Here is a 26,619-nt window from a genome sequence, read left to right as displayed (position 1 = left end):
ACCGTCACAGCCCAGCCAGACCGCCCACCCGCTCGATGATCGGCTTCCAGCCCACGGCCAGACCGAGGACGATGCCCCCGCCCGAGGCCACCCAGAAGACCTTGTTGAGTCGGTCTTTCAAGGCGGAAATCCGTTCGTTACTGGAATGGATGCGGTCTCCAAGGCTCTCTTCCAGCTTGTCCACCCTCGCGTCGGATTTGTCGAACCGGTCGTCCACCTTGTCCATTCTGGCGTCTATCTGCTCGAACCGCGCGTCCATCTGGTCGAATCTGGCGTCGATGGCATCGAACTTCGCGCCCACGACCTCGAATCTTGCGTCGATCGCGTCGAATCGGGCTTCCATCCGGCTAAAGCGCGCCTCGGAACGGGCATCGATCTCTTGCAGCACACGGGTGATGGTCGACTCCCATTTGGTCTCCGACGCCTCCAGCGCCCGGGTCATTCGGGCCTCGGATTCGCGAATGCGGTCGCTCAACCGGGCCTCGGTTTCGACGATCCCCTCACCAAGGCGCCCTTCGGCGGCCCCGATCTGCGCCCGCGTGGCATCGATCCGCTCCTCGATGCCCTGCTGGGCCGCCGACAACGTGCCGACGTCGCGCTGGACCTGCGCGACATGCCCGTACACCCCGAGCGCGAACTCGAAGACATTCGTGAATTTCGGCGATTCGGCATGGTCGGGCGAAAGGCCCCACCTAGCGGCTTGGCTGGACATGGATGTGCCTCCAGTTCGGGCCCGATGGCAGCGCGCATTACCCGCGCTCGCGCTTGCGATGCCATCGTGCAGCGAAAAATAAGGATCAGCGAGTGCCCGGTGCTCAGGGCTTGGCCGATTGGACCACACAAGACGTGCCGTGGTCATCGCCTTACTGGGAGTGCATCACCAATGTGGCAATTCGCCAGACATTCACAACATCTCGTCGCCGCCGCACAACGAAAAAGGCCCTGCAGTCGTGCAGGGCCTTTGGTCGGCGCGCGAGGGGCTGGCCGCTTATTTCTTGTCCGGCTGGTTGAACGGGAACGTGCCGAACATGCTCTTGGCCTGGTTCTGCATCTGTTCCTGCATCTGCACGAACAGGTTCTTGCTCTGCTCGATGTAGTTGCTCATCATCCCTTGCATCATCGGGCCTTGCAGGTTCATGAACTGCGACCACATGTCCGGGCTGAACGCCTCGCCCGAGTACAGACCCTTCGAGTTCTCGGCGAGCTTGTTCTGGATATCGATGAACGCCTGGATGTTCTTTTCCAGGTAGGTACCCATCATGCCCTGCATGGCATGGCCGTAGAAACGGATGATCTGCGACAGCATGGCGCTCGAAAACATCGGCACGCCGCCCGTTTCCTCTTCCAGGATGATCTGCAGGAGGATGCTGCGCGTGAGTTCCTCGCCCGTCTTTGCGTCGACGACCTTGAAGTCCTCGGTATCCATGACCAGCTGCTTGACGTCCGCGAGCGTGATGTAGGTGCTCGTCTGCGTATCGTAGAGCCGGCGATTGGGATATTTCTTGATCAGTCGCTCTGCGCCTTTCTTGGTCGTGGCCATCGGTGCTCTATCCTTTTGTCGTCGCTGATGCCGGCGGTTGGCATCCGCTGCTGCGCCTGGTCGCAACGCTGCTGCACCGCATGCGGTGCAGTGCGCAATGGACGCGTCGTCCCGGGCGGGATCGACGCCGCAGGCGCGCAAGATACAACCGGACCAGACCCGTGAGGAGCGCTCCTCCTTGGTGCCGGTTGCGCCATTGCCCTGATTCTATGCTCAAGAAAGCACTATGGAAAGACGGCAGTGTTTAAGGAAAACCCGCAGCAAACTGTCGCGTATACAAAAGAAAGGCCGCCCGCGTGCCAGATAAACACGCGGGCGGCCCGTTTCCGCGAGCCGATTTCCGGCCCCGGATATCCGCTTGTGCACTGCGCTGGATGCGCCGCATCAATGCGGCACCCCAGCGCGTGCTGCCGGCGTCAGCCCATGTGCAGGCCGCCGTTCAGCGAGAAGTCGGCACCGGTCGAAAAGCCCGACTCTTCCGACGCCAGCCAGGCGCAGATCGAGGCAATTTCATCCGGCTCGCCAAGGCGCTTGACCGGAATCGTGCCGACGATCTTGTCCAGCACGTCCTGGCGGATCGACTTGACCATATCCGTGGCGATATAGCCCGGCGACACGGTGTTCACCGTCACGCCCTTGGTCGCCATTTCCTGCGCCAGCGCCATCGTGAAACCGTGCAGGCCGGCCTTGGCCGTCGAATAGTTGGTCTGGCCGAACTGACCCTTCTGGCCGTTCACCGAGGAAATATTGACGATCCGGCCCCAGCCACGGTCGGCCATGCCGTCGATCACCTGCTTGGTCACGTTGAACAGCGACGTCAGGTTGGTGTCGATCACGGCGTCCCAGTCGGCCCGCGTCATCTTGCGGAACACCACGTCGCGCGTGATGCCGGCGTTGTTGACCAGTACGTCAACCTCGCCCACTTCGGACTTGACCTTGTCGAAAGCCGTCTTGGTCGAGTCCCAGTCGGCCACATTGCCCTCGGACGCCACGAACTCGTAGCCGAGCGCGCGTTGCTGTTCGAGCCATTTCTCGCGACGCGGCGAGTTCGGGCCGCAGCCGGCCACCACCTTGAATCCGTCCTTGGCCAGGCGCTGGCAAATCGCGGTTCCAATGCCACCCATGCCGCCGGTCACATATGCAATGCGCTGAGTCATATCCACTCCTAGTTGGCTCGCTCGATCGTTGTTATCGATGCTCAGGTCTGTACCGATACCGGCGGGCAGGCGTTCCTCGGCACGCGCCGCCGGCATACCCCTCCTGCAATCAGCGCTCGACTGCCAGCGCTACGCCCATGCCGCCGCCGATACACAGCGAGGCCAGGCCCTTCTTCGCGTTACGACGCTTCATTTCGTGCAGCAGGGTCACCAAAATGCGGCAGCCCGACGCACCGATCGGATGGCCGATGGCGATAGCGCCACCATTCACGTTGATCTTCGACTGGTCCCAGCCCATCTGCTGGTGAACGGCCAGCGCCTGCGCGGCGAAGGCTTCGTTAATTTCCATCAGGTCCAGGTCCTTGACTTCCCAGCCGGCGCGCGACAGGCAGCGCTTGCTGGCCGGCACCGGGCCCATGCCCATCACGGCCGGATCCACACCCGCATTGGCGTAGGCCTTGATCGTCGCCAGCGGCGTCAGGCCCAGTTCCTTGGCCTTGGCGGCCGACATCACCACCACGGCAGCAGCGCCGTCGTTCAGGCCCGACGCATTGGCGGCCGTGACCGTGCCGGCCTTGTCGAAGGCGGGCTTCAGGCCGGCCATGCTGTCCAGCGTGGCCCCTTGGCGCACGAACTCGTCGGTCTTGAAGGCCACCGGATCGCCCTTGCGCTGCGGAATCAGCACCGGGACGATTTCCTCGTCGAACTTGCCGGCTTTCTGGGCGGCCTCGGCCTTGTTCTGCGAACCCACCGCGAATTCATCCTGGGCTTCGCGGGTGATGCCGTATTCCTTGGCGACGTTTTCCGCGGTGATGCCCATGTGGTACTGGTTGTAGACGTCCCACAGGCCGTCCACGATCATCGAGTCCACCAGCTTGGTGTCGCCCATGCGGAAGCCGTCGCGCGAACCCGGCAGCACGTGCGGGGCGGCGCTCATGTTTTCCATGCCGCCGGCCACCACGATCTCGGCCTCGCCGGCGATGATGGCGTTGGCTGCCAGCATCACGGCCTTCAGCCCCGAGCCGCACACCTTGTTGATGGTCATGGCGGGCACCATGTCAGGCAGGCCGGCCTTGCGCGATGCCTGGCGTGCCGGGTTCTGGCCCGAGGCAGCCGTCAGCACCTGGCCCATGATCACTTCGCTCACCTGGTCCGGCTTCACGCCGGCGCGCTCGAGCGCGGCCTTGATCACGATGGCGCCCAGCTCTGGCGCCGGGATCTTCGCCAGGGAGCCACCGAACTTGCCAACTGCGGTACGGGCTGCGGAAACAATGACGATATCGGTCATTTGAGGTCCTTTCGAGAAAGCGAATCGCGGATCGGTTCGAAACCGGGCCGGCCGGAACGGCCAGCCCGCATGAAAATCAGGCGCGCTGTCGCACGTAGCGGCCGGGTGCCGGCTCTACCGGCTGGTAATGGGCGTTGCCCAGCGTGTCGGACGCCGCGCGCTTCTGGCCTGCCTGCTTGCCCAGCCAGGCCATCCAGTCGGGCCACCAGCTGCCCTGGTGCTCCTGGGCACCGGCCAGCCATTCGTGGGCCGATCCGGGCAGCGCGTCGTTGGTCCAGTGGCTGCGCTTCTTCTTGGCCGGGGGATTGATGACACCGGCGATATGGCCGGAGGCACCCAGCACGAAGCGAAGCTTGTTGTTCAGCAGCGCGGTCGATGCATAGGCGGCCGTCCACGGCACGATGTGGTCTTCGCGCGACCCATAGATATAGGTCGGCACGTCGATCGCGCCCAGGTCCACCTGGGCGTTGCAGACGGTCAGCTTGCCCGGCACCTTGAGTTCGTCCTGCAGGTAGGTGTGGCGCAGGTACCAGCAGTACCACGGGCCCGGCAGGTTGGTGGCATCGCCGTTCCAGAACAGCAGATCGAACGGCACCGGCGTATTGCCCTTGAGATAGTTGTCGACCACGTAGTTCCAGACCAGGTCGTTCGGTCGCAGGAACGAGAACGTGTTCGCCAGTTCGACGCCGCGCAGCAGTCCGCACGGCGCACCAGCTGCGCCGCCCAGCGTGGCCTCGCGCAGCTGTACGTGCGATTCGTCGACGAATACGTCGAGGATGCCGGTATCGGCGAAGTCAAGCAGCGTGGTCAGCAGCGTCAGGCTGGCCACCGGCCGTTCGCCACGGGCGGCCAGCACCGACAGCGCCGTCGAGACGATGGTGCCGCCCACGCAGAAGCCCAGCACGTTGATCTGGTCCTGCCCGCCGATATCGCGCGCCACCTCGATCGCGCGAATGGCCGCGTGCTCGATGTAGTCGTCCCACGTGCGCTCGGCCATCGAGGCATCGGGATTGCGCCACGACACCAGGAAGACCGTGTGGCCGTTTTCCACGGCGTGTCGCACCAGCGAGCTTTCGGGCTGCAGGTCCAGGATGTAGTACTTGTTGATGCACGGCGGCACCAGCAACAGCGGGCGCGCGTAGACCTTGTCGGTCAGCGGCTTGTACTGCAGCAGCTGGAAGTATTCGTTCTCGTAGACCACGGCGCCTTCGGTCACGGCCACATTGCGGCCCACTTCGAAGGCCTTGTCGTCCGTCTGCGAGATCTTGCCGCGCTGCAGGTCTTCCAGCATGTTGCGCACGCCGTTGCGCAGCGATTCGCCGCCCGACTCGATCAGGCGCTGCTGGGCATCGGGATTGGTAGCCAGGAAGTTGGCCGGCGACATCGCATCGACCCATTGCGACACCGCGAAGCGAATGCGCTGGCGCACCTTCGGATCGGCGTCCACGGCATCGGCCAGTTCGGTCATGGCGCGCGCCGTCAGCAGGTAGAACGCGGCGGTATAGCGGTACGGCGCGTTGTTGCGCCAGGCAGGACTGGCGAAGCGGCGATCGGAAAGCCGTTCGCTGGCGCCACCGTTGCCGTTGGCAGCCGGATTGCCGTTGGCAGTCATGGCGCCCTCGCCCATTTCGCGCCAGAGCTCGGCAAAGTCCTTCAGGTAGCGTTGCTGGATGCCGGCGAGCTGGTCCGGCGCGATCTTCAGGGGCGCGCCGTTCGCACCGCCATTCGGAAACGCCTGCTGGAACGCCTTGGCGAAGGCATCGCCCGAGGGAAAACCGCCAGGAAATGCACCGGCCAGACCTGCCGGGAAACCGGCCGGCATCTCGCCATTGGTTTCAGGTGCCCACTGACGGGACCATTCCAGCCATGCAGCTGGATCGAATGGCCCCGGCGCAAATTGAAACGGTTGGGACTTGTCTTCCTTGCCGGAAGCTGCCGCACCTTTGCCGGTCGCCATGATGTAATCGTCTCTCTGCCTGTCGTAGTGGATGACGGGCTCGGGGTAACTGTCTCCCGACCCGCCCCGTATCCGGGTTGCGTCCGCAAGCTGCCCAGGGCTGCTTGGCTCTTACGCTATGCTTGCCGGCGAAACCCTGGAATCGTTCCTCGGTTCCGATACATTTCGAGGCATTGTTGCCTTGCAATGTAGAGGCTGTCAATGCGGAAATCGGCATTGCCATGCGGGCGCCGAATAAGTGAAGCCCGACCTACCGGACGGTAATCCTGGCGCGGCTTGCCGGCCTGGTCCACCCCATATTCGAGAAAGATGAAAGCCTGATGTATATCGTGGCAATTGGCTGGCTTTACGTCGCCCTGATGATGGCTATTACCGAAACCAGCATCGTCGCGGCCGTTGCCACGTTCCTGCTGTACGGACTGGCCCCGGTGTCGATCGTGATGTACATCATGGGGACGCCGGGACGGCGGCGCCGACGCAAGGCGCAGGAGTCCCGGGAAGCCCGGGAAACGCAGGACGTCAGACAACCCGGAGGATCGTCGGAAGCCGCGACAGCACAGGCGGCGCGGCTTCCTGATGATGGCGGCGCGGGGGCCTAGTCAGCCAGCCAGACCAGCGTGGCCATGCGGCCCGTGGTGCGGTCACGGCGATAGGAGTAGAACCGGTCGGCATCGCTGACCGTGCAGGTATTGCCGCCGAACACCTGCGTGCAGCCGGCGCGCGCCAGACGGATGCGTGCCAGTGCATACAGGTCAGCCAGGTATTTGCCTGGCGCGCCTGCCACGAATGCCGCCGCCACCGACGCGTGCTCATCGGGCAACGCCTGCTGCAGGAACGCTTCGCGTACCTCGGCGCCCACCTCGAAGGCATCGGGCCCGATCGCCGGGCCGAGCCACGCCAGCCACTGCGCCGGCGCACCGGCACGCGTGGCCATACGCCCCAGCGTGGCCTCGATCACGCCATCGCACAGCCCGCGCCAGCCGGCGTGGGCGGCACCCACCACCGTACCGGCCGTATTGCACAGCAGCACAGGCAGGCAGTCGGCCGTCATGATCGCGCACACATGCCCCGGCGTGGAACTGACGCTGGCGTCGGCGCGCGGCACGTGGTCGCCCTCGCCCTCGTCATCGGCCGTGGCAACGCCGCAGCCATGCACCTGCTCCAGCCAATGCGGCATGGCCGGCAGATGGCTGGCCAGCCGGGCGCGATTGGCGGTCACCGCAGCCGGGTCGTCGCCGACATGCGTCCCCAGGTTGAGTCCGCCTGCACTGCCGTCCGCCAGCCCGTACGGGCCCGCGCTGACGCCGCCCATGCGCGTGGTGGACAGCGCGCGCACCCGCGCCGGCGCCGGCCAGTCGGGGACGATCCAGGCCGAAGCATCGGCCACGGGATCAGCGGTCGTCCGGTCAGTCGTCATCGTCGTCGGCCTCCCCTTCGTACCATTCGGGCTCGCCCTCGTCCTCGTCGTCCTCTTCCGCATACCGGTCGAAGTCGAGCGCATCGATCAGCGCCTGCAGGTCTTCGGGCGGCTCGGCCTCCCACGACTTCTTGCGGCCTGTCACCGGATGCATCAGCCCCAGCCGGTACGCGTGCAGCGCCTGGCGCGTGAACGGCGCCGGCAGCGGTACGCGCACGGCCGGCCGCTGGCCGCGTTGCGTGGCCTTGTGGTAGACCGGATCCCCCACCAGCGGGTGGCCGATCGACTCGAAATGCACGCGGATCTGGTGCGTGCGACCGGTTTCGAGCTGGCACATCACCATCGACACCTTCGAGCGGCCAAGCGGCACGGTGCCGAGCGTTTCGAAATGGGTGCGCGACGGCTTGCCGCTGTTGGTATGCACGATCGCCATGCGCGTGCGCTCGCGCGGATCGCGGCCGATCGGCGCATCGATGGTGCCGTCGTCGGGCGTTTCGCCCCAGACCAGCGCGATGTACGAACGCTTGACCGTGCGGGCCTGCAGTTGCCGCACCAGGTCGGTCTGCGCGGTCAGCGTGCGTGCCACCACCATCAGGCCCGACGTTTCCTTGTCGAGCCGATGCACGATGCCGGCGCGCGGCAGGCGCGCAGCGTGGGGGTCGCGATGCAGCAGGCCATTGAGAACCGTGCCGCTCCAGTTGCCCGCCGCCGGATGCACCACCAGGCCGGCCGGCTTGTTGATGACCAGCAGCGCGTCGTCTTCGTACACGACTTCCAGCGGCACGTCCTCTGCCGTAAAGGCCATCGACTCAGGGGCGGCCTGGGGGTGGACCTCGATCTGCTGCCCCATCTGCACCGATGCCTTGGCGCGGCTGGGCTCGCCGTCCACACGCACGGCGCCGTCCTCGATCCACTGCTGGATGCGGCTGCGCGAAAATTCGCTGAAGTGGCGCGCTAGCAATTTGTCGAGCCGCTCGCCATGGGCTGCGCTATTGACTTCAAGGTACAGTGGCACCAGGTCAGGGGCGGCGGGCGCCGCCGCAGGCACCTCGTCATTGAATTCGCCCGCTGACGCACCTTCGTCGCCATCGTCAAAATGGTCGTCGAAGTCTTCGGATTCCTCATCCGTCACGTCGGCTTTTTGGGTGTGGCGTTCCAGACCGGTTTCGGTCTTGGGGCTTCGGCTATAATGCTTGGCGCTATTTTTTTTCATCCGGAACAGGTTGCCCATGCAATTGCAGAGCATCAAACGCGCGAACTGGCGCGCGAAAATTGGAGCGGTTTTGCTCGCAGGCGGATGCGTCATGCTATCGGCATGCGGCCTGCTGGGAGACCAGCCTGACGAAACGGCTGGCTGGTCGGCCAACAAATTATATTCGGAAGCCAAGGATGCCCTGGATGGCGGCGACTATACGCGTGCCGTCAAGCTGTACGAAAAGCTCGAGGGCCGCTATCCGTTTGGCCGCTACGCACAGCAGGCGCAGATCGATACCGCCTACGCCAGCTACAAGGATGGCGAGACCGCTGCCGCGCTGGCTGCCGTGGACCGCTTCATCCAGCTCCACCCGAGCCACCCGAACATCGATTACGCCTACTACCTCAAGGGCCTGATCAACTTCAACGACAACCTCGGCTGGCTGGGCCGCTTCTCGGGGCAGGATCTCAGCGAACGCGACCCCAAGGCTGCCCGTGCGGCCTATGACGCGTTCCAGACACTGATCACGCGCTACCCGGAAAGCAAGTACACCCCGGATGCCACGCTGCGCATGCAGTACATCGTCAATGCACTGGCCCAGCACGAAGTGCATGCCGCGCGCTACTACTACCGCCGTGGTGCCTACCTTGCTGCCGTGAACCGCGCGCAGCAGGCGCTCAAGGACTACGATGGCGCACCAGCCAACGAGGAAGCGCTGTACATCATGGTTCGGTCGTACGATTCACTGGGCATGAAGGACCTGCGCGACGACGCGGCCCGCGTGATGGAACGCAACTACCCGAACAGCGACTTCATCAAATACGGCCAGCGCCGCAAGGACAAGTCCTGGTGGGAAGTGTTCTGAAGACACCCGGTCTTACCGCAACATGAAAAAGCCCGACACAAGGTCGGGCTTTTTTTCGCCTTCTTTTTCGCCTTCAATCCGCGCTGCTCAGGCGCTTCCTGGCACTTTCGGGCGTTTTTCCCGTTTTTCCTATTCGCCGTCGCCCTGTTCCGCGCCCACCGCACCTTCCTCGCCGGCCGGCTTGCGCAGGCTTTCCAGGAACCGCACCACGGTGTCTGCCTCGCGCGTGCGCGTGAACGGCGGCAGGCTCTGCCAGATCTGCCGGCCATAGGGCTTTTCCACGAGCCGCGTATCGCAGATCGCCAGCACGCCGCGGTCCGATTCCGAGCGGATCAGGCGGCCGGCGCCCTGCTTCAGCGTGATGACCGCGTGCGGCAATTGGTGGACGGCAAACGGGCTCAGGCCCTTCTTCTGCAGCACCTCCATGCGGGCGGCCAGCACCGGATCGTCGGGCGGCGCAAACGGCAGCTTGTCGATGATGACCAGAGAAAGTGCCTCTCCACGCACATCCACACCTTCCCAGAAACTCTGGCTGCCGACCAGCACCGCGTTGCCCAGCTGGCGGAAGCGGTCGAGCAATTCGGTACGGCTGGCCTGCCCCTGCACCAGCAGCGGCAGGTTGATGCCCCGTGCGGCAAACAGGTCGTACAGCATGTCCGACGCTTTCTGCACCGCGCGCAGCGTGGTGCAGAGCAGGAACGTGCGGCCGCCAGCCGCTTCGATCAGAGGCAGCGCCTTTTCCACCACGGCTTCGGTGAACTGGGGTGAATTGGGCGGCGGCATATCGCGCGGCACGTACAGCAGGCCCTGCTTCGCGTAGTCGAACGGGCTGGGCAGCGTCAGCGACTGATCCTTGTTCAGCCCGAGCTGGGCCGCGTAGTGGGCGAAATTGCCTTTCACCGACAGCGTGGCCGAAGTAAAGACCCATGCGCGTGGCTGGCCCTCGCGCTGCCGCGTGAAGATCGGTGCAATCGACAACGGCGTGCGATGCAGCTGCACGGTGTGCGAGAACACCTCCACCCAGCGCACGGTGTCCGGGCCCAACTGGGCCGGCGCGGGCGGTGGCGGCGTTTCCGTGCCGCCTTCGGCGGCCAATGCATCGGAAGGGGCCGGGGCCTCGGCCGGCGGCGCTGCGGCGGCGCGGTCGTCGCGCCATACCTCCAGCTTGTTCGCCAGCTCCACGGCCCGGCGGTGGCATTGCTCCAGCGTTTCAGCACGCTCGGCCTGCGATTCCAGCGCCTCGACAAACCCCGACAGCGCTTCTTCCAGCGCATCGAGCGTTTCGTAGAACGGCTCGGCGGTACGCGGATCGGCATCGATCTGCCCCATCGCCATGCGCACGTTGTCGCGGCCGAACGCCAGGCGCAGGTCGCGCGCGGCGCGCTCCAGCGGCGCGCCCAGCGCCACCCAGTCCACGGCATCGCGGGCGTGTGACAGCCCTTCGGCCACGGTATCGCGCGCCAGCTCCAGCAACTGGCTGGTGGACAGCGTATCGCCGAAGAACAGCGTCGCGGTTTCGGGCAGCTGGTGGGCTTCGTCGAAGATCACGGTGTTGGCGGCGGGCAGCAGCTCGGCCATGCCGGTATCGCGCAGCACCACATCGGCAAAGAACAGGTGATGGTTCACCACCACCACGTCGGCCTGCTGCGCCTCCTTGCGGGCGCGCATGACGAAGCATTCCTTGTAGTTCGGGCATTCGCTGCCCAGACAGTTGTCCCGCGTGGACGTCACCAGTTGCCAGACCGGCGCATTCTCGGGCACGGCCGCCAGTTCGGCCTTGTCGCCGGTGGCCGTCGTCTTGGCAAACTTGCCGATATCGCGCAACCACGCCGCATCCTGCTTCGAAGCCAGCCGCCCGTTGGCCTGCGCACGTTCCAGGTGGTAGTGGCACAGGTAGTTGGCGCGGCCCTTGAGCAGCGACACCGATACCGGCACGTTCAGCGCATGGCGCACCGTGGGAATGTCGCGCAGGAACAGCTGGTCCTGCAGGTTCTTGGTGCCGGTGGACAGGATGACCTTGCCACCCCAGAGCATGGCCGGCACCAGGTAGGCAAAGGTCTTGCCGGTACCGGTGCCCGCTTCGACGATGACCGTGTCGTTCTGCGCGATGGCATTCGCCACGGCCTCGGCCATCTTCTGCTGCGACGCACGCGGACGATAGCCGGGAATCGCCGTGGCCAGTGTGCCGGTCTCGGCAAACATCTGCGACAGTTGGGCAGCTTGCGAGGCCGCCTGGCTGGCCGATGCCGCAGCCACGGCGTCGCCCAGCGATTCGGCGGGTTCGTGTGCGTCTGGCGCCGCGGCGGCGTCGGACAGAAGGTCGTCGGTGGGATCTGGCAAGGTGGGGCTTTCTTCGATACCCGCGGCCGGCTGGCCTGCCACGGGCAATGTCTGGTGCTTGGAGCGCGCTTCAGTGGGCCGGGTCGCCAGGCCAGCGCGCCATCGGGGCGACCGTCAGGGCACGACCGGGCAAGGCACGGTCACGCAGGGACATCGGGTTCCAGGTGCAGCTGCAACAAGGTAATCGCATCCTTGAGCTTGAGCCGGCGCTTCTTGAGCCGGCGCAGCTGCAATTCGTCGTGGGCGGGATCGGCGGATAACCTGTCGATCATGAAATCGAGGTCGCGGTGTTCGATCTGCAACTCGATGATCTGCCGCGCCAGCGTGTTGAGATTTTCATCCATGGTGCGCCTTCGTACTCCATGGCGGCAGCCAGCGGCCCCGCCCGACCCTGCCAACGAATCAGAAACCGAACGGGCTCGGCGCAGAATTCTGGCCGCCCTGCTTCTGCTTCTCCTCGGCACGTGCGCGCCGCTCGTCCAGGTCTTTCTGGCGCTGCGCGGCGTCTGCCTGCTTCTGCTCGTAAGTCTTGACGTTTTCCTGTCGCTGACGCGCGTCTTCGGCGCCCTTCTGCTGGGCTTCCTTCATGCGCGCGTTGTAGTCGTCCTGCTTCTTCTGGTACGTCTCGGCGTTGGCCGCGCGCTGGGGCGCCTGCCCCGTGGCCTGCGCATCGCGCAGCGCCTGTTCCTGCTGCTTGCGCTCGAATGCCTCGCGGCTGGCCTGCTCGTTGGCCGCGCGGCCCGGCTGGCCGGCCTCGTATTCGGCGCGGCGCAGCGCCTGGTCGCGATCGCGCGTGGCCGCCTTGTAGGCGCGCTCGGCATCGCCAACTTCCAGGTCCCTGGCGCGCAGCACGTGCAGTTCCTCGCGCTGCACGTCCTGGGCCTTCTCGATGCAGCTGGTGACCAGGAACTTGCTGTAGCACGCCCGCTCGGCCACCGCGAACCGGTAGTTGGTCCAGGCGCGCGAATCGCCGATGGCCTTGCGCTCGGCCTCGAAATCGCGCGGCTTGCCAGGGTCCGGCGGGATGGGTACCGACGCGGACGCCGACTTGGGAGCAGCGGCGGGTGCCGACGCCTGCGCGTGCGCGGCGTCCAGCGGCGCCGCCAGCAGCAGCGCGGCCAGCGCGAGCGTGGCAATCGGGAGAGCGGAAATGGAAACCGGGCGAGCCATGACGGCCGGAAGGGGCTTGACGATCATGCCGCGATTCTAGCATCCGGGGGGCCCTCGGACCGCGGCACGAACCGGCCGCCGGGTGCCGTGCAGGCGCCACCCGCGCAAGCCGTCGAAAAGACGATGTAAAAGGTGTCTTCCCGTCACCGGAAGCGCGCCGCGCTTATGGCACAATGCCCCGCTTTCGACTGACTCGTTTTCTCGATGTCCAATCTGCCTGCTTCCGTCCTGCAAAAGATTGTGTCGCTGATCGCGGCCGAACTGTCCGTGCAACCGCGCCAGGTGGCGGCTGCCGTCGACCTGTTGGATGAAGGTGCCACGGTGCCGTTTATCGCCCGCTACCGCAAGGAAGTGACGGGCAACCTGGACGATACGCAACTGCGTACGCTGGAAGAACGCCTGCTCTACCTGCGCGACATGGAAGACCGCCGCGCCACGATCCTGGCGTCGATCGAGGAACAGGGCAAGCTGACCGACGAGCTGCGCGCCGCCATCGAGGGCGCCGAGACCAAGCAGACGCTGGAAGACCTGTACCTGCCCTACAAGCCGAAGCGTCGCACGCGCGCCCAGATCGCCCGCGAATGCGGCCTGGAGCCGCTGGCCCAGGCACTGCTGGCCGACCCCACGCTTGACCCCCAGGCCGAGGCTGCCAAGTACGTCAACGGCAACCCCACCGCCGACGGCGGCGTGCCCGATGTGAAGGCCGCGCTGGACGGCGCGCGCGACATCCTGTCCGAGCAATTTGGCGAAACGGCCGAACTGCTGGGCAAGCTGCGCGACCACCTGTGGAACAACGGCGTGGTGTCGTCCTCGGTCATGGAAGGCAAGGAAACGGCCGAGGAAGAGAAATTCCGCGACTACTACCAGTACAGCGAGACCATCCGCACCGTGCCGTCGCACCGGGCGCTGGCGCTGTTCCGCGGCCGCAATGCCGGCGTGCTGCTGGTCAAGCTGGGCCTGGGCGAGGAACAGGACGCCATGGTGCCGCACCCGTGCGAAGGCATGATCGCGCGCCATGTCGGCATCGAGAACCGCAACCGTCCGGCCGACAAATGGCTGTCCGACGTGTGCCGCTGGTGCTGGCGCGTCAAGGTGCAGCCGCATCTGGAAACCGAACTGCTGACCCAGTTGCGCGAAACCGCCGAGGGCGAAGCCATCAAGGTATTTGGCCGCAACCTGCACGAACTGCTGCTGGCCGCACCGGCCGGCCCGAAGTCCGTGATGGGTATCGACCCCGGCATCCGCACCGGCTGCAAGATCGCCGTGGTGGACAGCACCGGCAAGCTGCTCGATACGGCCACCATCTATCCGCATGAACCGCGCCGCGACTGGACCGGTTCGCTGGCTACGCTGGCCCGCCTGGCGAAGCAGCACAACGTGGCGCTCTGCTCCATCGGCAACGGCACGGCCAGCCGCGAGACCGACAAGCTCGTGCAGGACCTGATGAAGGGCGCCCCGGAGTTGAAGCTGACCAAGATCGTGGTCAGCGAAGCCGGCGCGTCGGTGTACTCGGCATCGGAACTGGCCGCCAAGGAATTCCCGGAACTGGACGTTTCGCTACGTGGCGCGGTGTCGATTGCCCGCCGTCTGCAGGATCCGCTGGCCGAACTGGTCAAGATCGATCCCAAGTCGATCGGCGTGGGCCAGTACCAGCACGACGTGAACCAGCGCGAGCTGGCCCGCGCGCTGGACGCCGTGGTGGAAGACTGCGTGAACGCCGTGGGCGTGGACGTGAACACGGCGTCCGCCCCGCTGCTGGCACGCGTTTCGGGCCTGAACTCGGTGCTGGCGCGCAATATCGTCGATTTCCGGGATGCCAACGGCGCATTCAACAATCGCGAATCGCTGAAGAAGGTGCCGCGCCTGGGCGACAAGACGTTCGAGCAGGCCGCCGGCTTCCTGCGCATCAACACCGGCGACAACCCGCTGGACCGCTCGTCGGTGCACCCGGAAGCCTACCCGGTAGTGCAGAAGATCCTGGACCACATCAAGAAGGGCCTGCCCGACGTGATGGGCAACCGCGAAAGCCTGCGCGGCCTGTCGCCGCAGCAGTTTGCCGACGACAAGTTCGGCCTGCCCACCGTGCGCGACATCCTGACCGAACTGGAAAAGCCGGGCCGCGACCCGCGTCCCGAGTTCAAGACCGCCACCTTCCAGGAAGGCGTGGAAGACGTGAAGGACCTGCAGCCGGGCATGATCCTGGAAGGCGTGGTCACCAACGTGGCCGCCTTCGGTGCGTTTGTCGACATCGGCGTGCATCAGGACGGCCTGGTCCACATTTCGGCGCTGTCGTCGAAGTTCGTCAAGGACGCGCACGAAGTGGTCAAGGCGGGCCAGATCGTCAAGGTCAAGGTCATGGAAGTGGACGTCAAGCGCAACCGTATCGGCCTGACGATGCGCCTGGACGACGAGCCCGGCCAGCAGGCGGCGCGTACCGGCGGTGGCGACCGTCCTGCCGATCGCGGCCAGCGCAACGGCAGTGGCAATCGTGGCGCGGGCGGCAACAACCGCCGCGAGTCGGAACAGCAAGGCGCCATGGCCGCGGCCTTTGCCAAGCTGAAGCGCTGAGCCAGCGCCCACCTGGTACCGCACGGCAGAATGTGAAACGCCCCGCTTGATGCGGGGCGTTTTTCATGGCGGCTCAGTCAGCGAACCGGGTCAGATTTCCACCTTCGTGCCCAGTTCCACCACGCGGTTGGCCGGGATCGAGAAGAAGTCAGACGGCTTGGCGCCGTTCTGATGCATCCAGGCAAAGAGCCTTTCGCGCCACATCGACATGCCCGGCAGCTTCGACGGGATAACCGTCTCGCGCGCGATGAAGAAGGACGTTTCCATCAGTTCGAAATGCATGTCGAGCTTGCGCTGCGCCAGATCGAGCACGCGCTGTACGTCCGGCGTTTCCTTGAAGCCGTACTCGGACGCCAGGATGAATACACCGCCGCCCAGGTCCTTGCAGGTCAGGCGGTGATCGTCGTCCACGTACGGAATATCGCGCGTCACGAAGCTCAGGAACACCACGCGCTCATGCAGCACCCGGTTGTGCTTGAGATTGTGCAGCAGCGACACCGGCACCGATTCGGTACTGCCGGTCAGGAACACGGCCGTACCTTCCACGCGATGCGGCGGATGGGCCAGCAGGCCGGCGATAAACGGCTCCAGCGGAATGCCGTCTTCGAGGCTGCGCGCCCGCAGGAGCTTGCGGCCGCTGTGCCAGGTCATCAGCAGGAAGAACGCGGTGCTGCCCATCAGCAGCGGGAACCAGCCGCCCTCGGCCACCTTGAGCAGGTTGGCCGCAAAGAACGACAGGTCGACGATCAGGAACGACGCGCCAAGCAGCGTCACCAGCACCCGGTTCCACTTCCAGAACCGGCGCATGACGATGACCGCCAGGAACGTCGTGATCAGCATCGTCGTGGTCACCGCAATGCCGTAGGCGGCAGCCAGGTTCTCGGATTTGCGGAACGACAGCACCACGGCGATCACCAGCACCAGCAGCGCCCAGTTGATCACGGGCAAGTAGATCTGGCCGATTTCCGCCGCCGACGTGTACAGGATGCGCATGCGCGGCAGGAATCCCAGCTGGATCGCCTGGCTGGTCAGCGAGAACGCCCCCGAGATCACGGCCTGTGACGCGATCACCGTGGCGGCGGTGGCCAGCAGCACCATCGGCAGCTGCAGCATGTCCGGCACCATCAGGAAGAACGGGTTTTCGATGGCATGCGGGTTGACCAGCAGCAGCGCGCCCTGGCCGAAGTAGTTCAGCATCAGGCAGGGCATCACCAGCGCGAACCAGCCGTAGCGGATCGGCCTGGCCCCGAAGTGGCCCATGTCGATGTACAGCGCTTCGGCGCCGGTCAGCACCAGGAACACGCTGCCCAGCACGATAAACGCCAGCAGCGAGTGTTCAATCAGGAACGAGATGCCATACCAGGGGTTGATGGCCTTGAGGATGTCCGGCGCCTGCACCAGGTTGAAGATACCCAGCCCGCCCAGCGCCAGGAACCACACCACCATGATCGGCCCGAACAGCTTGCCCACGGCGCTGGTGCCATGACGCTGGATAAAGAACAGCACGCACAGGATCGACAGCGTGATCGGGATCACAAAATGCGACAGCGCCGGCGCGGCAATCTCCAGGCCTTCCACGGCCGACAGCACCGAGATGGCCGGCGTGATCACCGCATCGCCATAGAACATGCAGGCCCCGAAAATGGCCGACATCATGATCAGCCGGGCCATGCGCGATCGCGGCGCGGCCGTACGCAGCGCCAGCGCCATCAGCGCCAGCACCCCGCCTTCGCCGTTGTTGTCGGCGCGCATCACGAAGAGCACATACTTGATGGAAACGACGACGATCATCGCCCAGAACAGCAGCGAAATGATGCCCAGCACCGCTTCGGGGCTGAACGGGATGCCGTGGTCCTTGCTGAAACACTCCTTCAGCGAATACAGGGGGCTGGTACCGATGTCGCCAAAGACGACGCCGATCGCGCCGATCACGAGCGCACGGGTGCTCGGACTTTCGACGAAATAATGGCTGGTGGTTGCGGATTGGGTCATGGAATTGGGTCAGGTGAACCGGCTCGCGCCTCCCGCGCCTGTCTTTGGCTGCCCTGGCGTAGCGCCAAGGGACAGTCCCTCCAAAGTGCTTTATCAGGCACGATTTCTCTCACGCTTGCGGCTCCGGTCCCCGATGGGGCGTGTTGGCCTTCTCAGTTTCTATTGCGTTGCACAAACGCGCGCATTCTAGATGAAGTGTCGTGCGGCGACCACTGTGGAAATGCCGACGTCGTCGGGCATGACGGATCAAGCATGGGAAAGAAGCCGGGCATGGTCAAGCCCCGCCAATGCCGCAACGGTGGGATCACCCACCGTCGGGCCGTTGCGAGGGCACGACATCGAATGTCTGATACGTTACTTTTTCAAACAGGCGTCAGACGCCGAGATAGCGATCCAGCGCCGCCGGCGTGGCCGCCAGCTTGGTGGCTGGCCCGGCCATCACCACCTGGCCTTTTTCGAGCACGACCACGCGGTCTGCATGCGCCAGTACGGCGCGGTAGTTGCGATCGACCACGATCGACGCAATGCCGGTGCCACGCACGGTGGCAATCACGTTCCAGATCTCATGCACGATGCGGGGCGCCAGCCCCTCGGTGGCCTCGTCAAGGATCAGACAGTCCGGGTTGGTCATCAGCGCCCGGCCAATCGACAGCATCTGCTGCTCGCCACCCGACAATTGCTGCCCACCGTGCGACAGGCGTTCCTTGAGCCGCGGAAACAAATCCAGCACGCGGGCCTCGTCCCAGTCCTTGCGGCCATCGCAGCCCGGCCGCGCGGCCATCACCAGGTTTTCGCGCACGCTCAGATTCGGAAAAATGCCACGTCCTTCTGGCACATAGGCGACGCCAAGCCGGGCCACCTCGTGCGGCCGGGCGCGCGACATCTCGCGGCCCGCCACGCGGATCGTGCCGGCGCGTTCCCGGACATGACCCAGCAGCGTCCGCAGCAGCGTGCTCTTGCCCATGCCGTTGCGCCCCAGCAGCCCGACGGTTTCGCCCGCATTGACGTGGAAGTCGATGCCGCGCAGCACATGGCTCGATCCGTACCAGGCGTTGATGCCGTTGGCATCGATGATGGCATTGGTGCTCATGCGCCGGCCTCCTGCCTTTGCCCCGCCGCATCCTCCTCGCCCAGGTAGGCCAGTTGCACCTCGCGGTTCGCGCGGATGCTGGCCGGATCGCCCGAGGCGATGACCGTGCCGTTGACCATTACCGTAATGCGGTCGGCCACGGCGAACACGGCCTCCATATCGTGTTCGACCAGCAGGATCGCATGGCCTTCGCGCAGCCCGCGCAGCAGGTCGAGCATGCGTGCCGATTCCTCGGCGCCCATGCCGGCCAGCGGTTCGTCCAGCAGCAGCGCCACCGGCTCGGTAGCCAGGCACATCGCCACTTCAAGCTGGCGCTTCTGGCCGTGGGCCAGTTCGCTGGCAACGCGGCCCGCATGCTGCTCCAGTCCGGCGCGCTCCAGCGCTTCATCGGCCAGCGCCCGGCTGGTGCGGCAGCCCTGCGCGGGTTCCCACAGCCGCCACGCGCGCTGGGCGCGCGATTGCGCCGCCAGCCGGCAGTTCTCGCGCACGGTCAGCGGCAGGAAGATATTGTTGCGCTGGTAGCTGCGACCCACCCCGTGGCGCGCCAGTTTCGGCTGCGCCCAGCCGGTAACCTCGTGTCCCTGCAGATAAAGCTGACCTTCCGACGGCGGCAGCTCGCCGGACAACAGGTTGATCAGCGTCGACTTGCCGGCGCCGTTGGTGCCGATCACGGCATGGATTTCATTGAGGTGCAGCGACAGGTCTACCTGATTGACCGCGGTCAGGCCGCCAAAGCGGCGCGACAGCATTTCGGCCTGCATCACCGGTGCCGATGTGGGCTGGGTCATACGGCCTCCCGGCTTTGCGCATTCGGGTCCGCGGCCCCGACATGACGGCGTGCCCAGCGCGGCGAACGTTGCCGCAGCACCGCCGGCATGCTCACCAGCCCGCGCGGCAACAGCGCCACCGCGACGATGATGAAGCCGCCCATCAGCAGCTGCCAGTGCCTGGTCAGCGTGCCGAACCACTCGGCCAGCAGCACGAACGAGAACGCACCCAGCACCGCGCCGGCCAGGCTGCCCACGCCGCCCAGGATCACCATCAGCATGGCATTGCCCGACTGGTGCCACGAGGCGATCTCGGGATTCACAAAGCCGAACTGGATCGCATAGAGAAAGCCCGCCAGCCCGGCCAGCATGCCACCGGCCACAAAGGCGCCCAACTGGTAGCGATACGTGCCAAAGCCGGCGGCGCGCATGCGTTGCTCGTTATGACGGATACCGACCAGCGCGTGACCAAAGCGCGAGCGCAGCAGCAGCCCCAGCAGGGCCACCGTCAGCACCAGCGCCGCCAGCACGAGCCAGTAGAACTGCACCGGCTCGTTCACCGTGAGCGGCAGTTCCGAGAACAGGCCGAATTCGGGCCGGAAGTAGATATAGGTGCCATCGCTGCCACCGGCGATCTTTGTATCGTGGAACACGAAATACACCATCTGCGCAAAGGCCAGCGTGACCATGATGAAGTAGATGCCGCGCGTACGCAGCACCATCGCGCCCACCACCAGCGCCAGCAGGCCCGCGGCGCCCACCGCGCCCAGCATCAGCAGCCAGCCGTTGCCCGCGCCGCTCTCGGGCGCCAGCATGGCCGTGGCATACGCCGCCATGGCAAAGTACGCCGCGTGCCCCAGGCTGACCAGCCCCGTGTAGCCAATCAGCAGCTGCAGCGACAGCGCGAAGATCGCCATGATCATCACCTTGCTGAGCAGCTCGATGTAGTACTTGTGGCTGTCGGCGGTCAGCAGCAGCGGCACGGCGCACAGCACGGCCAGCGCGATGATCCAGCCCGTGGCCGCCAGCCACGCGGGGCGCCGCACGTCCTGGGGCCCGGTTGTCGAGATATCGGTTTGCATGTCCCTTTCCTGCTCAACCCGCGCGGAACAGCCCTTGCGGCTTCCACAGCAGGATCACGGCCATCAGCAGGTACACCAGCACGCCGGCTGCATCCTGCCAGAACACCTTGCCGAACGTATCGACGAAACCGATCAGCAGCGACGCCACCAGCGCGCCCTTGACCGACCCGATCCCGCCAATCACGACCACCACGAAGCAGATGATCAGCACCTGGCCGCCCATGCCCGGATAGACCGACGACACCGGCGAGGCAATCATCCCCGCCAGCACCGCCAGCGCCACGCCCAGCGCGAACACGAAGCGGTACAGCACGGTGACGTTGATGCCGAGCGATTGCACCATCTCGCGATTGGTGGCGCCCGCGCGGATCATCATGCCCACCCGCGTACGGCGGATCACGTAGTACATCGCACCGGCCACCAGCAGGCACACCGCCGAGATGAACAGCCGGTAGACCGGATAGGTCATGTCGTTGCCGATCGGCAGCGCACCGTCCAGCAGCGCCGGCACGGGCACGCCGTGGACGTCATCGCCCACCAGGATGCTGCGCAGTTCCTCGAAGACCAGGATCAGCCCGTAGGTCATCAGCACCTGCTGCAGGTGGTCGCGCTGGTACAGGTAGCTGAAGAACGCCCATTCAAGCAGGTAGCCGAACAGCACGGCCAGCACGATGCCCAGCGGCAGCGCGATAAACAGGTTGCCCGTCAGGCTGGCCAGCGTGAACGCCAGGTAGGCCCCCAGCATGTAGAAGCTGCCATGGGCCAGGTTGATCACGCCCATGATGCCGAAGATCAGCGTCAGCCCGCTGGCCACCAGGAACAGCAGCAGGCCGTACTGCACGCTGTTCAGGCACTGGATAAGGAAGGAAACAATGTCCATCGTGAAGCCGGCGCTGCCGTCTGGTGGGTCCTGGGGGCCTCGGAGGTTCCGCGGGTCCTGTGGATGGGCCGGCTCAGAGGCGGCAGCCGCGCGCCGGGTCGGCCAGTGCCTTCACCGCCACGGTGCTGACCTTGTTCTCGCGGCCGTCCACCTTGCGCAGATAGAAGTCCTGCACCGGGTTGTGTGCCTTCGACAACGTGAACGCACCGCGCGGGCTGTCCACCTTGGCCGCCTCCATGGCCTTGATGATGTCCGGCTTGCGGGTCATGTCGCCCTTGACCGCGTTGGCACCGGCAGCCAGCAGCTGCGCGGCGTCGTAGCCCTGCACGGCATAGACGTCCGGCTGCAGCTTGTAGGTCTTGGCGTAGTCCAGGCGGAAGGACTTGTCACGCGCGTTGCTCAGGCCATCGGCATAGTGCAGCGTGGTCTCCAGCCCCTGGGCGGCCGTGCCCTGCGCCTCCAGCGTGCCGTCGGTCAGGAAGCCCGAGCCGTACAGCGGGATCTTGTCCTTCAGGCCGGCGGCCTGCCAGTCCTTCACGAACTTGACCGCGCCGCCGCCGGCAAAGAACACGAACACCGCGTCCGGCTTCAGCGACGCCACCTCGGTAATCAGCGCCTGGAACTCGACGTTCGGGAACGGCAGGCTCAATTCCTTGACCACCTTGCCGCCCTTGGCCTCGAAGGCCTCCTTGAAGCCCTTCACCGACTGCTCGCCGGCCGCGTATTTCCAGGTCAGCGTGACCACCTTCTTCATGCCGCGTTCGGCCAGCACGTGGCCCATGGCATAGCCCGGCTGCCAGTTCGAGAACGACGAACGGAAGATATTCGGGCCGCACAACGGGCCGGTGGCTTCGTCCACGCCCGCATTCGGGATGATCAGCAGCGTGTTGTTTTCCTTCGCCACCTTGACGATGCCCATCTGCACGCCGGAGTGCACGGTGCCGACCACCACGTCCACCTGGTCGCGCCGGATCAGCTTGGTGGCGTTTTCCGGTGCCTTGGCCGGGTCCGATTCATCGTCCACCTTGAAGTACTCCACATCGCGCCCACCCAGCTTGCCACCCTGCTGCTGCACATACATGCGGAAGCCGTTCTCGATGGCCGTGCCCAGCGCCGCATAGGTGCCCGTGTACGGCAGCATGAAGCCGACCTTGACCTTGCCACCGGCCGCCGGGGCGGCCGGCGCGGTCTGGGCCACGGCGGCGCTGCCGGCGGCCAGCAGCGCGCTGGCGGCCAGCGTGACGACAGACAGACGACGAGCGTGCAGCAGCCTGCGCAATGCATTGCGATGCATGGATTCTCCTCCTGGTGGTCTGAAGCCGGTGGCGCCGCGCGCACCGGACCGGTGCCGGCCCGGCTGTCGCCGCCAATTATTTTAGGATTGAAGTATTCGCCGTTATAAACGCCGCGGTCGCAGCCGTCAATGCGCCCGCCTGGTCGCGGTGCGGCGAATGCCCACAGCGCGCGAGTTTAAGCAGTACGGTTTGCGGGGCATATCGCTGGATACCCTCGATCTGGGCCATGGTGCCGTACTCGTCGTCCTCGCCCTGCACGGCCAGCACCGGGCAGTGGATGCCGTCCAGCAGCGCGCGCAGGTCGAAATGGCGAAAGTCCGGGTTGAGCCAGATATCGTTCCAGCCCCAGAACGCTGAATCCACGTCGCCGTGGTGGCGCGCCAGGCGCGCGCGCAGGTCGGTATTCAGGTAGGTCTCGCGCGTGGTGGCAATGCTGCGCACCGACAGGTCTTCGACGAAGATATGCGGCGCCAGCACCGTCAGGCCATCCACGGCATCGGGAACACTTGCCGCGTAGATCAGCGCGATCGATCCGCCATCGCTGTGGCCCAGCAGCCAGGGCTTGCCATGCTGGCGGCCGGGGCCGACGCCAAGCGCCTCGAACAACGCTGGCAGCGCCTCGCGGGCCTGGCGATGCATGAAATCGACACCCCATTTCTCGTCACGCGGCCGCGGCGTGGAGCGCCCGTAGCCGTAGCGCGAGAACACCAGGCCCCGGAAGTCGCTTGCTTCGCAGAACTGGCGCGGAAAATCGCGCCACATGCTGATCGAGCCCAGGCCTTCGTGCAGGAACACCACCAGCGGACGCCGTTCGCGCCCGGGTCTCAGCCATTGATACTCGATGTCGATCTGCCGCCCATCGAACGGAATCCGAACCAGTTCGCTGCCCATGTCGCTACCCCTGTCACCACGCATATCACGGCCCTGCCCTACGGTATGCCGTCACCATACCTCACGACAGCCGCGCCGCCTCCTCGCGCTGGCGCAGCCGGAAACGCTGGATCTTGCCGGTCGCCGTCTTCGGCAGTTCGTCCACGCACTCGATCTGCCGCGGATACTTGTACGGCGCCAGTTTCGACTTGACGAAGGCCTGCAGTTCGGCGGCCATGCCGTCGTGCCATTGCTGGCCCGGGCGCAGCACCACGAAGGCCTTGGGCTTGATCAGGTCGTCGGCATCGGCCACGCCGATCACCGCGGCCTCCAGCACGGCCGGATGCTGGGCCAGCGCGGCCTCCACCTCGAACGGCGACACGTAGATGCCGCCGACCTTGAGCATGTCGTCGCTGCGGCCCGCATAGGTGTAGTAGCCGTCGGTGTCGCAGACGTACTTGTCGCCGCTGCGGGTCCACGCGCCCACGAACGTGTCGCGGCTCTTGTCGCGGTTGCTCCAGTACATCAGCGCGGCCGATGGCCCCTTGATATAGAGATCGCCGATCTCGCCGGCCGCGCACGACTCGCCCTGCTCGTCGAGCAGCTTCAGTTCATAGCCCGGCACCGGGCGGCCGGTGGTGCCGTAGCGCACTTCGCCGGGGCGGTTCGACAGGAAGATATGCAGCATCTCCGTGGAACCGATGCCATCCAGGATGTCGCAGCCGAAATGCGCCAGGAAGCGGTCGCCGATATCGCGCGGCAGCGCTTCGCCGGCCGACGTGCAGACCCGCATCGCCACATTGGCGCGCGGCGGCAGGTCGGCGGCGGCCAGCATGCCGGCGAACAGCGTCGGCACGCCGCAGAAGACGGTCGGGCGATGCGTGACCAGGCGCTGGAATACCGCCTGGGGCGTCGGCCGCTCGGCCATCAGCACGGTGGTGGCGCCCACCGACAGCGGAAACGTCAGCGCATTGCCCAGCCCGTAGGCAAAGAACAGCTTGGCCGCCGAAAACACCACGTCGTCTTCGCGGATGCCCAGCACGCGGCGCGCGTACAGATCGGCCGTATGGAACAGGTTGCCGTGGGTATGGACGGTGCCCTTGGGACGGCCCGTCGAGCCCGACGAATATAGCCAGAACGCCATGTCGTCGGGGCCCGTGGCCGCTGCGTCCGGTGCCGGTTCGGCATCGGCCACCATGCTGGCGACGGTTGGTCCCGGCCAGCCGGCATCTGGCGCCGGCCCGGGCGCGGCCACGATCACGTCTGGCGCAAGCCCGGACTTGTCGATCGCGGCCTGCATGGTGCCCAGCAGCGGCGCCGATACCACCACGGCCCGCGCGCCGCTGTGCGCCAGCATGTATGCGTAGTCTTCAACCGTCAGCAGCGTGTTGACGGCAACCGGCACCACACCAGCCAGCAGGCAACCCAGGAACACCGTGGGGAAATCGATCGTATCGAGCGCGCACAGCAAGACGCGCTCCTCGCGCCGGAACCCGGCCCGGTGCAGCGCGCCGGCAAAGCGGCGGCAGCGGTCATCCAGTTCCGCAAAGGTGAGCGTCGTGGTGTCGTCGATATAGGCAGGCTTGCCACCCCGCCCGGCCTGCAGGTGACGCGCCAGCAGGTCCTCTGCGGCGTTGTAGCGGGCGGGAAGCACGGTCACGCCAGCGGCGGCCGGGGCAATCGCCTGGCCTGGCGCGTCGGCGGCCGGCACGGGAGACGATGCAATGGATACAGCCGGGGACACCGCCTGCCCTGCCGTACCGGCAGCCGCGGTGCTTGTGATCGGGGGCGTCATGTCTCCACTCCTCTGGCCACCCGGATCGTCGCCAGCCGCAATGCGCGATCCAGTATGGCTTCCAGCAGTTTGTCTTCTTGTACCGACAGCCATGACCAGCACTGCCGCGATGTCGATGCATTTTATTTCATATCGACTATTATGCAAGCAAGGGTATGCACTATATAACCGCACACCACATGCACTGCCACGCATGCCGTGTACGTATAATGCGACGCCCACCCGACGGACCCAATTTTTCGATACCCGCATGCGTCGCGACCCCGACCCGCTCCTGACCGCCGACAGCCGCGCCGACCAGCGCGCGGAACCCCGCGCCGCAGGCGAGCGCGACCCCTATCTGACGCAGCTTGGCGAGCGCATTCGTTCGCTGCGCGCGGCACGCGGCATGTCGCGCAAGGACCTGGCACGCGGCGCCGATGTATCGGAGCGCTACCTCGCCAACCTGGAAACCGGCACCGGCAATGCATCGGTCCTGCTGCTGCGCCAGGTGGCTGGCGCACTGGATGTGCCGCTGCCCGTGGTGCTGGCCGAGGTGGACAGCCACGCTGCCGGACACGGCAGTTCCCGGGCCGCCGAATTCTCGCAACTGGTGCAGTGGCTGGCACAACTGCCTGCCAGCGATCTGGCGCGCGTGCGCGAGGCGGCGCAGCACGCGCTGTCACCCGCCGAATCGCGCGACGCGCGGCATCGCCGCATCGCACTGATCGGCCTGCGCGGCGCCGGCAAATCCACGCTGGGCCGGTCACTGGCAGTTGCCGAGGGTATGCCGTTCGTCGAACTGAATGCCGCGATAGAGCAGGAAGCTGGCGCGAGCCTGTCGGAAATCCATTCGCTTTATGGTCAGGCCGCCTATCGGCGCTACGAAATGCGCGCCCTCGAACGCGTACTGCGCGAGCACGAGACGATGGTGCTGGCCACCCCGGGCAGCCTGGTGTCGGAGCCCGCCACCTTCAACCTGCTGCTGTCGCGCTGCCTGACCATCTGGGTCCGGACCTCGCCCGAGGAACACATGGCCCGCGTGGTCGCCCAGGGCGACATGCGACCGATGGAAGGCAACCGCGAGGCCATGACCGACCTGCGCCGCATCCTGCAGGCACGCACCCCGCTCTATTCGCGCGCGGACGTGTCGATCGACACCAGCGGCCAGGACGCCGCATCGTCGCTTCAGGCACTCCAGACGCAACTGCGCCAGATCGCGCACTAGGCGCATAGGGTCACGCAGACCACCCCGCCACACAAGGCCGCCAAGGCCTGCCGCCGACCACTTTCCGCCCCGATTCACCCGCTGCGCACCAAGCCCTCGAGCGGGGGCTTGCATCGCCCGCTTTGATGCACTATATTTCATCGC

General features: G+C 65.7%; 22 protein-coding genes. 4 read left to right on the top strand and 18 right to left on the bottom strand.

The features are described 5' to 3' along the window. Positions 1-4 precede the first annotated feature (4 nt). The 5 genes from ACOABP_RS15945 to phaC form a co-directional block, all read right to left on the bottom strand. A complete protein-coding gene (locus tag ACOABP_RS15945; RefSeq protein ID WP_474226072.1) occupies positions 5-712 on the bottom strand; it encodes a hypothetical protein in 708 nt (235 codons plus the stop codon). A 276-nt stretch (positions 713-988) separates the two neighbouring features. Continuing rightward, entirely contained in the window at positions 989-1,540 is a 552-nt protein-coding gene (gene phaR / locus ACOABP_RS15940) for a polyhydroxyalkanoate synthesis repressor PhaR (protein ID WP_474226070.1), read from the bottom strand. A 416-nt stretch (positions 1,541-1,956) separates the two neighbouring features. After that, a complete protein-coding gene (locus ACOABP_RS15935) occupies positions 1,957-2,697 on the bottom strand; it encodes a 3-ketoacyl-ACP reductase (protein WP_066738916.1) in 741 nt (246 codons plus the stop codon). 109 nt (positions 2,698-2,806) lie between these two features. Next, entirely contained in the window at positions 2,807-3,985 is a 1,179-nt protein-coding gene (locus tag ACOABP_RS15930; protein WP_474226069.1) for an acetyl-CoA C-acetyltransferase, read from the bottom strand. A 76-nt stretch (positions 3,986-4,061) separates the two neighbouring features. After that, positions 4,062-5,942, bottom strand: coding sequence for a class I poly(R)-hydroxyalkanoic acid synthase (gene phaC, locus ACOABP_RS15925; RefSeq protein ID WP_474226068.1), 1,881 nt, complete (start codon positions 5,940-5,942; stop codon positions 4,062-4,064). 320 nt (positions 5,943-6,262) lie between these two features. On the opposite strand from phaC, the gene ACOABP_RS15920 reads away from it, so the two are divergent. After that, positions 6,263-6,541, top strand: a complete 279-nt coding sequence (locus ACOABP_RS15920; protein WP_474226066.1) for a hypothetical protein — start codon at positions 6,263-6,265, stop codon at positions 6,539-6,541. On the opposite strand, the gene pgeF is transcribed toward ACOABP_RS15920, so the two are convergent. Further along, positions 6,538-7,359 (bottom strand): peptidoglycan editing factor PgeF, encoded by an 822-nt coding sequence (gene pgeF / locus ACOABP_RS15915; protein ID WP_474226065.1) that lies wholly within the window; start codon positions 7,357-7,359, stop codon positions 6,538-6,540. The genes ACOABP_RS15920 and pgeF overlap by 4 nt on opposite strands. Next, a complete protein-coding gene (locus ACOABP_RS15910) occupies positions 7,349-8,572 on the bottom strand; it encodes an RluA family pseudouridine synthase (protein ID WP_474226064.1) in 1,224 nt (407 codons plus the stop codon). Before ACOABP_RS15910 ends, pgeF begins: the two co-directional genes overlap by 11 nt. 16 nt (positions 8,573-8,588) lie before the next feature. Between ACOABP_RS15910 and ACOABP_RS15905 the strand changes: the two genes are divergently transcribed. After that, positions 8,589-9,419: an outer membrane protein assembly factor BamD gene (locus tag ACOABP_RS15905; protein ID WP_474226063.1), complete on the top strand. Its 831-nt coding sequence runs from the start codon at positions 8,589-8,591 to the stop codon at positions 9,417-9,419. Between the two features lie 129 nt (positions 9,420-9,548). On the opposite strand, the gene ACOABP_RS15900 is transcribed toward ACOABP_RS15905, so the two are convergent. The 3 genes from ACOABP_RS15900 to ACOABP_RS15890 all read right to left on the bottom strand — a co-directional run bounded on the left by ACOABP_RS15900 (position 9,549) and on the right by ACOABP_RS15890 (position 12,956). Further along, positions 9,549-11,621 carry an ATP-dependent DNA helicase gene (locus tag ACOABP_RS15900; RefSeq protein WP_474227858.1) on the bottom strand — a complete coding sequence of 691 codons (2,073 nt, stop codon included), beginning with the start codon at positions 11,619-11,621 and terminating at the stop codon, positions 9,549-9,551. A gap of 278 nt (positions 11,622-11,899) precedes the next feature. Next, on the bottom strand, positions 11,900-12,103 hold the full coding sequence (locus tag ACOABP_RS15895) for a DUF465 domain-containing protein (RefSeq protein ID WP_474226062.1): 204 nt from the start codon (positions 12,101-12,103) through the stop codon (positions 11,900-11,902). Positions 12,104-12,161: 58 nt separating this feature from the next. Further along, positions 12,162-12,956 (bottom strand): hypothetical protein, encoded by a 795-nt coding sequence (locus ACOABP_RS15890; protein ID WP_474226061.1) that lies wholly within the window; start codon positions 12,954-12,956, stop codon positions 12,162-12,164. 177 nt (positions 12,957-13,133) lie between these two features. Between ACOABP_RS15890 and ACOABP_RS15885 the strand changes: the two genes are divergently transcribed. Continuing rightward, entirely contained in the window at positions 13,134-15,497 is a 2,364-nt protein-coding gene (locus tag ACOABP_RS15885; protein WP_474226059.1) for a Tex family protein, read from the top strand. A gap of 90 nt (positions 15,498-15,587) precedes the next feature. On the opposite strand, the gene ACOABP_RS15880 is transcribed toward ACOABP_RS15885, so the two are convergent. The 8 genes from ACOABP_RS15880 to ACOABP_RS15845 all read right to left on the bottom strand — a co-directional run bounded on the left by ACOABP_RS15880 (position 15,588) and on the right by ACOABP_RS15845 (position 25,268). After that, positions 15,588-17,489, bottom strand: coding sequence for a potassium transporter Kup (locus tag ACOABP_RS15880; protein WP_474226057.1), 1,902 nt, complete (start codon positions 17,487-17,489; stop codon positions 15,588-15,590). 373 nt (positions 17,490-17,862) lie between these two features. After that, positions 17,863-18,579, bottom strand: a complete 717-nt coding sequence (locus ACOABP_RS15875; protein WP_474226055.1) for an ABC transporter ATP-binding protein — start codon at positions 18,577-18,579, stop codon at positions 17,863-17,865. After that, positions 18,576-19,367, bottom strand: a complete 792-nt coding sequence (locus tag ACOABP_RS15870) for an ABC transporter ATP-binding protein (RefSeq protein WP_474226053.1) — start codon at positions 19,365-19,367, stop codon at positions 18,576-18,578. Before ACOABP_RS15870 ends, ACOABP_RS15875 begins: the two co-directional genes overlap by 4 nt. Beyond that, positions 19,364-20,428, bottom strand: a complete 1,065-nt coding sequence (locus ACOABP_RS15865) for a branched-chain amino acid ABC transporter permease (RefSeq protein ID WP_474226052.1) — start codon at positions 20,426-20,428, stop codon at positions 19,364-19,366. The genes ACOABP_RS15870 and ACOABP_RS15865 overlap by 4 nt, the downstream gene beginning before the upstream one ends. Before the next feature lie 13 nt (positions 20,429-20,441). After that, positions 20,442-21,308, bottom strand: coding sequence for a branched-chain amino acid ABC transporter permease (locus ACOABP_RS15860; protein WP_066738371.1), 867 nt, complete (start codon positions 21,306-21,308; stop codon positions 20,442-20,444). A 73-nt stretch (positions 21,309-21,381) separates the two neighbouring features. Continuing rightward, complete coding sequence (locus tag ACOABP_RS15855; RefSeq protein WP_474226051.1) at positions 21,382-22,602, bottom strand: ABC transporter substrate-binding protein; 1,221 nt, start codon at positions 22,600-22,602, stop codon at positions 21,382-21,384. Positions 22,603-22,678: 76 nt separating this feature from the next. Continuing rightward, complete coding sequence (locus ACOABP_RS15850) at positions 22,679-23,494, bottom strand: alpha/beta fold hydrolase (RefSeq protein WP_474226050.1); 816 nt, start codon at positions 23,492-23,494, stop codon at positions 22,679-22,681. A gap of 61 nt (positions 23,495-23,555) precedes the next feature. After that, positions 23,556-25,268, bottom strand: coding sequence for a benzoate-CoA ligase family protein (locus ACOABP_RS15845; RefSeq protein WP_474226049.1), 1,713 nt, complete (start codon positions 25,266-25,268; stop codon positions 23,556-23,558). A gap of 250 nt (positions 25,269-25,518) precedes the next feature. Here ACOABP_RS15845 and ACOABP_RS15840 point away from each other — a divergent pair, with 250 nt between their 5' ends. Continuing rightward, positions 25,519-26,475 (top strand): helix-turn-helix transcriptional regulator, encoded by a 957-nt coding sequence (locus tag ACOABP_RS15840; RefSeq protein ID WP_474226048.1) that lies wholly within the window; start codon positions 25,519-25,521, stop codon positions 26,473-26,475. Positions 26,476-26,619: the final 144 nt, after the last annotated feature.

This window comes from Cupriavidus sp. HE11 (assembly GCF_056097175.1).
Note: the sequence above shows the minus strand (reverse complement) of the source record. Positions and strands in the feature narration are given on the sequence as shown.

Coding starts and splice junctions, on each gene's coding strand:
- ACOABP_RS15945 (WP_474226072.1), bottom strand. CDS start 712: ATGTCCAGCCAAGCCGCTAGGTGGGGCCTTTCGCCCGACCATGCCGAA.
- phaR (WP_474226070.1), bottom strand. CDS start 1,540: ATGGCCACGACCAAGAAAGGCGCAGAGCGACTGATCAAGAAATATCCC.
- ACOABP_RS15935 (WP_066738916.1), bottom strand. CDS start 2,697: ATGACTCAGCGCATTGCATATGTGACCGGCGGCATGGGTGGCATTGGA.
- ACOABP_RS15930 (WP_474226069.1), bottom strand. CDS start 3,985: ATGACCGATATCGTCATTGTTTCCGCAGCCCGTACCGCAGTTGGCAAG.
- phaC (WP_474226068.1), bottom strand. CDS start 5,942: ATGGCGACCGGCAAAGGTGCGGCAGCTTCCGGCAAGGAAGACAAGTCC.
- ACOABP_RS15920 (WP_474226066.1), top strand. CDS start 6,263: ATGTATATCGTGGCAATTGGCTGGCTTTACGTCGCCCTGATGATGGCT.
- pgeF (WP_474226065.1), bottom strand. CDS start 7,359: ATGACGACTGACCGGACGACCGCTGATCCCGTGGCCGATGCTTCGGCC.
- ACOABP_RS15910 (WP_474226064.1), bottom strand. CDS start 8,572: ATGAAAAAAAATAGCGCCAAGCATTATAGCCGAAGCCCCAAGACCGAA.
- ACOABP_RS15905 (WP_474226063.1), top strand. CDS start 8,589: ATGCAATTGCAGAGCATCAAACGCGCGAACTGGCGCGCGAAAATTGGA.
- ACOABP_RS15900 (WP_474227858.1), bottom strand. CDS start 11,621: ATGTTTGCCGAGACCGGCACACTGGCCACGGCGATTCCCGGCTATCGT.
- ACOABP_RS15895 (WP_474226062.1), bottom strand. CDS start 12,103: ATGGATGAAAATCTCAACACGCTGGCGCGGCAGATCATCGAGTTGCAG.
- ACOABP_RS15890 (WP_474226061.1), bottom strand. CDS start 12,956: ATGATCGTCAAGCCCCTTCCGGCCGTCATGGCTCGCCCGGTTTCCATT.
- ACOABP_RS15885 (WP_474226059.1), top strand. CDS start 13,134: ATGTCCAATCTGCCTGCTTCCGTCCTGCAAAAGATTGTGTCGCTGATC.
- ACOABP_RS15880 (WP_474226057.1), bottom strand. CDS start 17,489: ATGACCCAATCCGCAACCACCAGCCATTATTTCGTCGAAAGTCCGAGC.
- ACOABP_RS15875 (WP_474226055.1), bottom strand. CDS start 18,579: ATGAGCACCAATGCCATCATCGATGCCAACGGCATCAACGCCTGGTAC.
- ACOABP_RS15870 (WP_474226053.1), bottom strand. CDS start 19,367: ATGACCCAGCCCACATCGGCACCGGTGATGCAGGCCGAAATGCTGTCG.
- ACOABP_RS15865 (WP_474226052.1), bottom strand. CDS start 20,428: ATGCAAACCGATATCTCGACAACCGGGCCCCAGGACGTGCGGCGCCCC.
- ACOABP_RS15860 (WP_066738371.1), bottom strand. CDS start 21,308: ATGGACATTGTTTCCTTCCTTATCCAGTGCCTGAACAGCGTGCAGTAC.
- ACOABP_RS15855 (WP_474226051.1), bottom strand. CDS start 22,602: ATGCATCGCAATGCATTGCGCAGGCTGCTGCACGCTCGTCGTCTGTCT.
- ACOABP_RS15850 (WP_474226050.1), bottom strand. CDS start 23,494: ATGGGCAGCGAACTGGTTCGGATTCCGTTCGATGGGCGGCAGATCGAC.
- ACOABP_RS15845 (WP_474226049.1), bottom strand. CDS start 25,268: ATGACGCCCCCGATCACAAGCACCGCGGCTGCCGGTACGGCAGGGCAG.
- ACOABP_RS15840 (WP_474226048.1), top strand. CDS start 25,519: ATGCGTCGCGACCCCGACCCGCTCCTGACCGCCGACAGCCGCGCCGAC.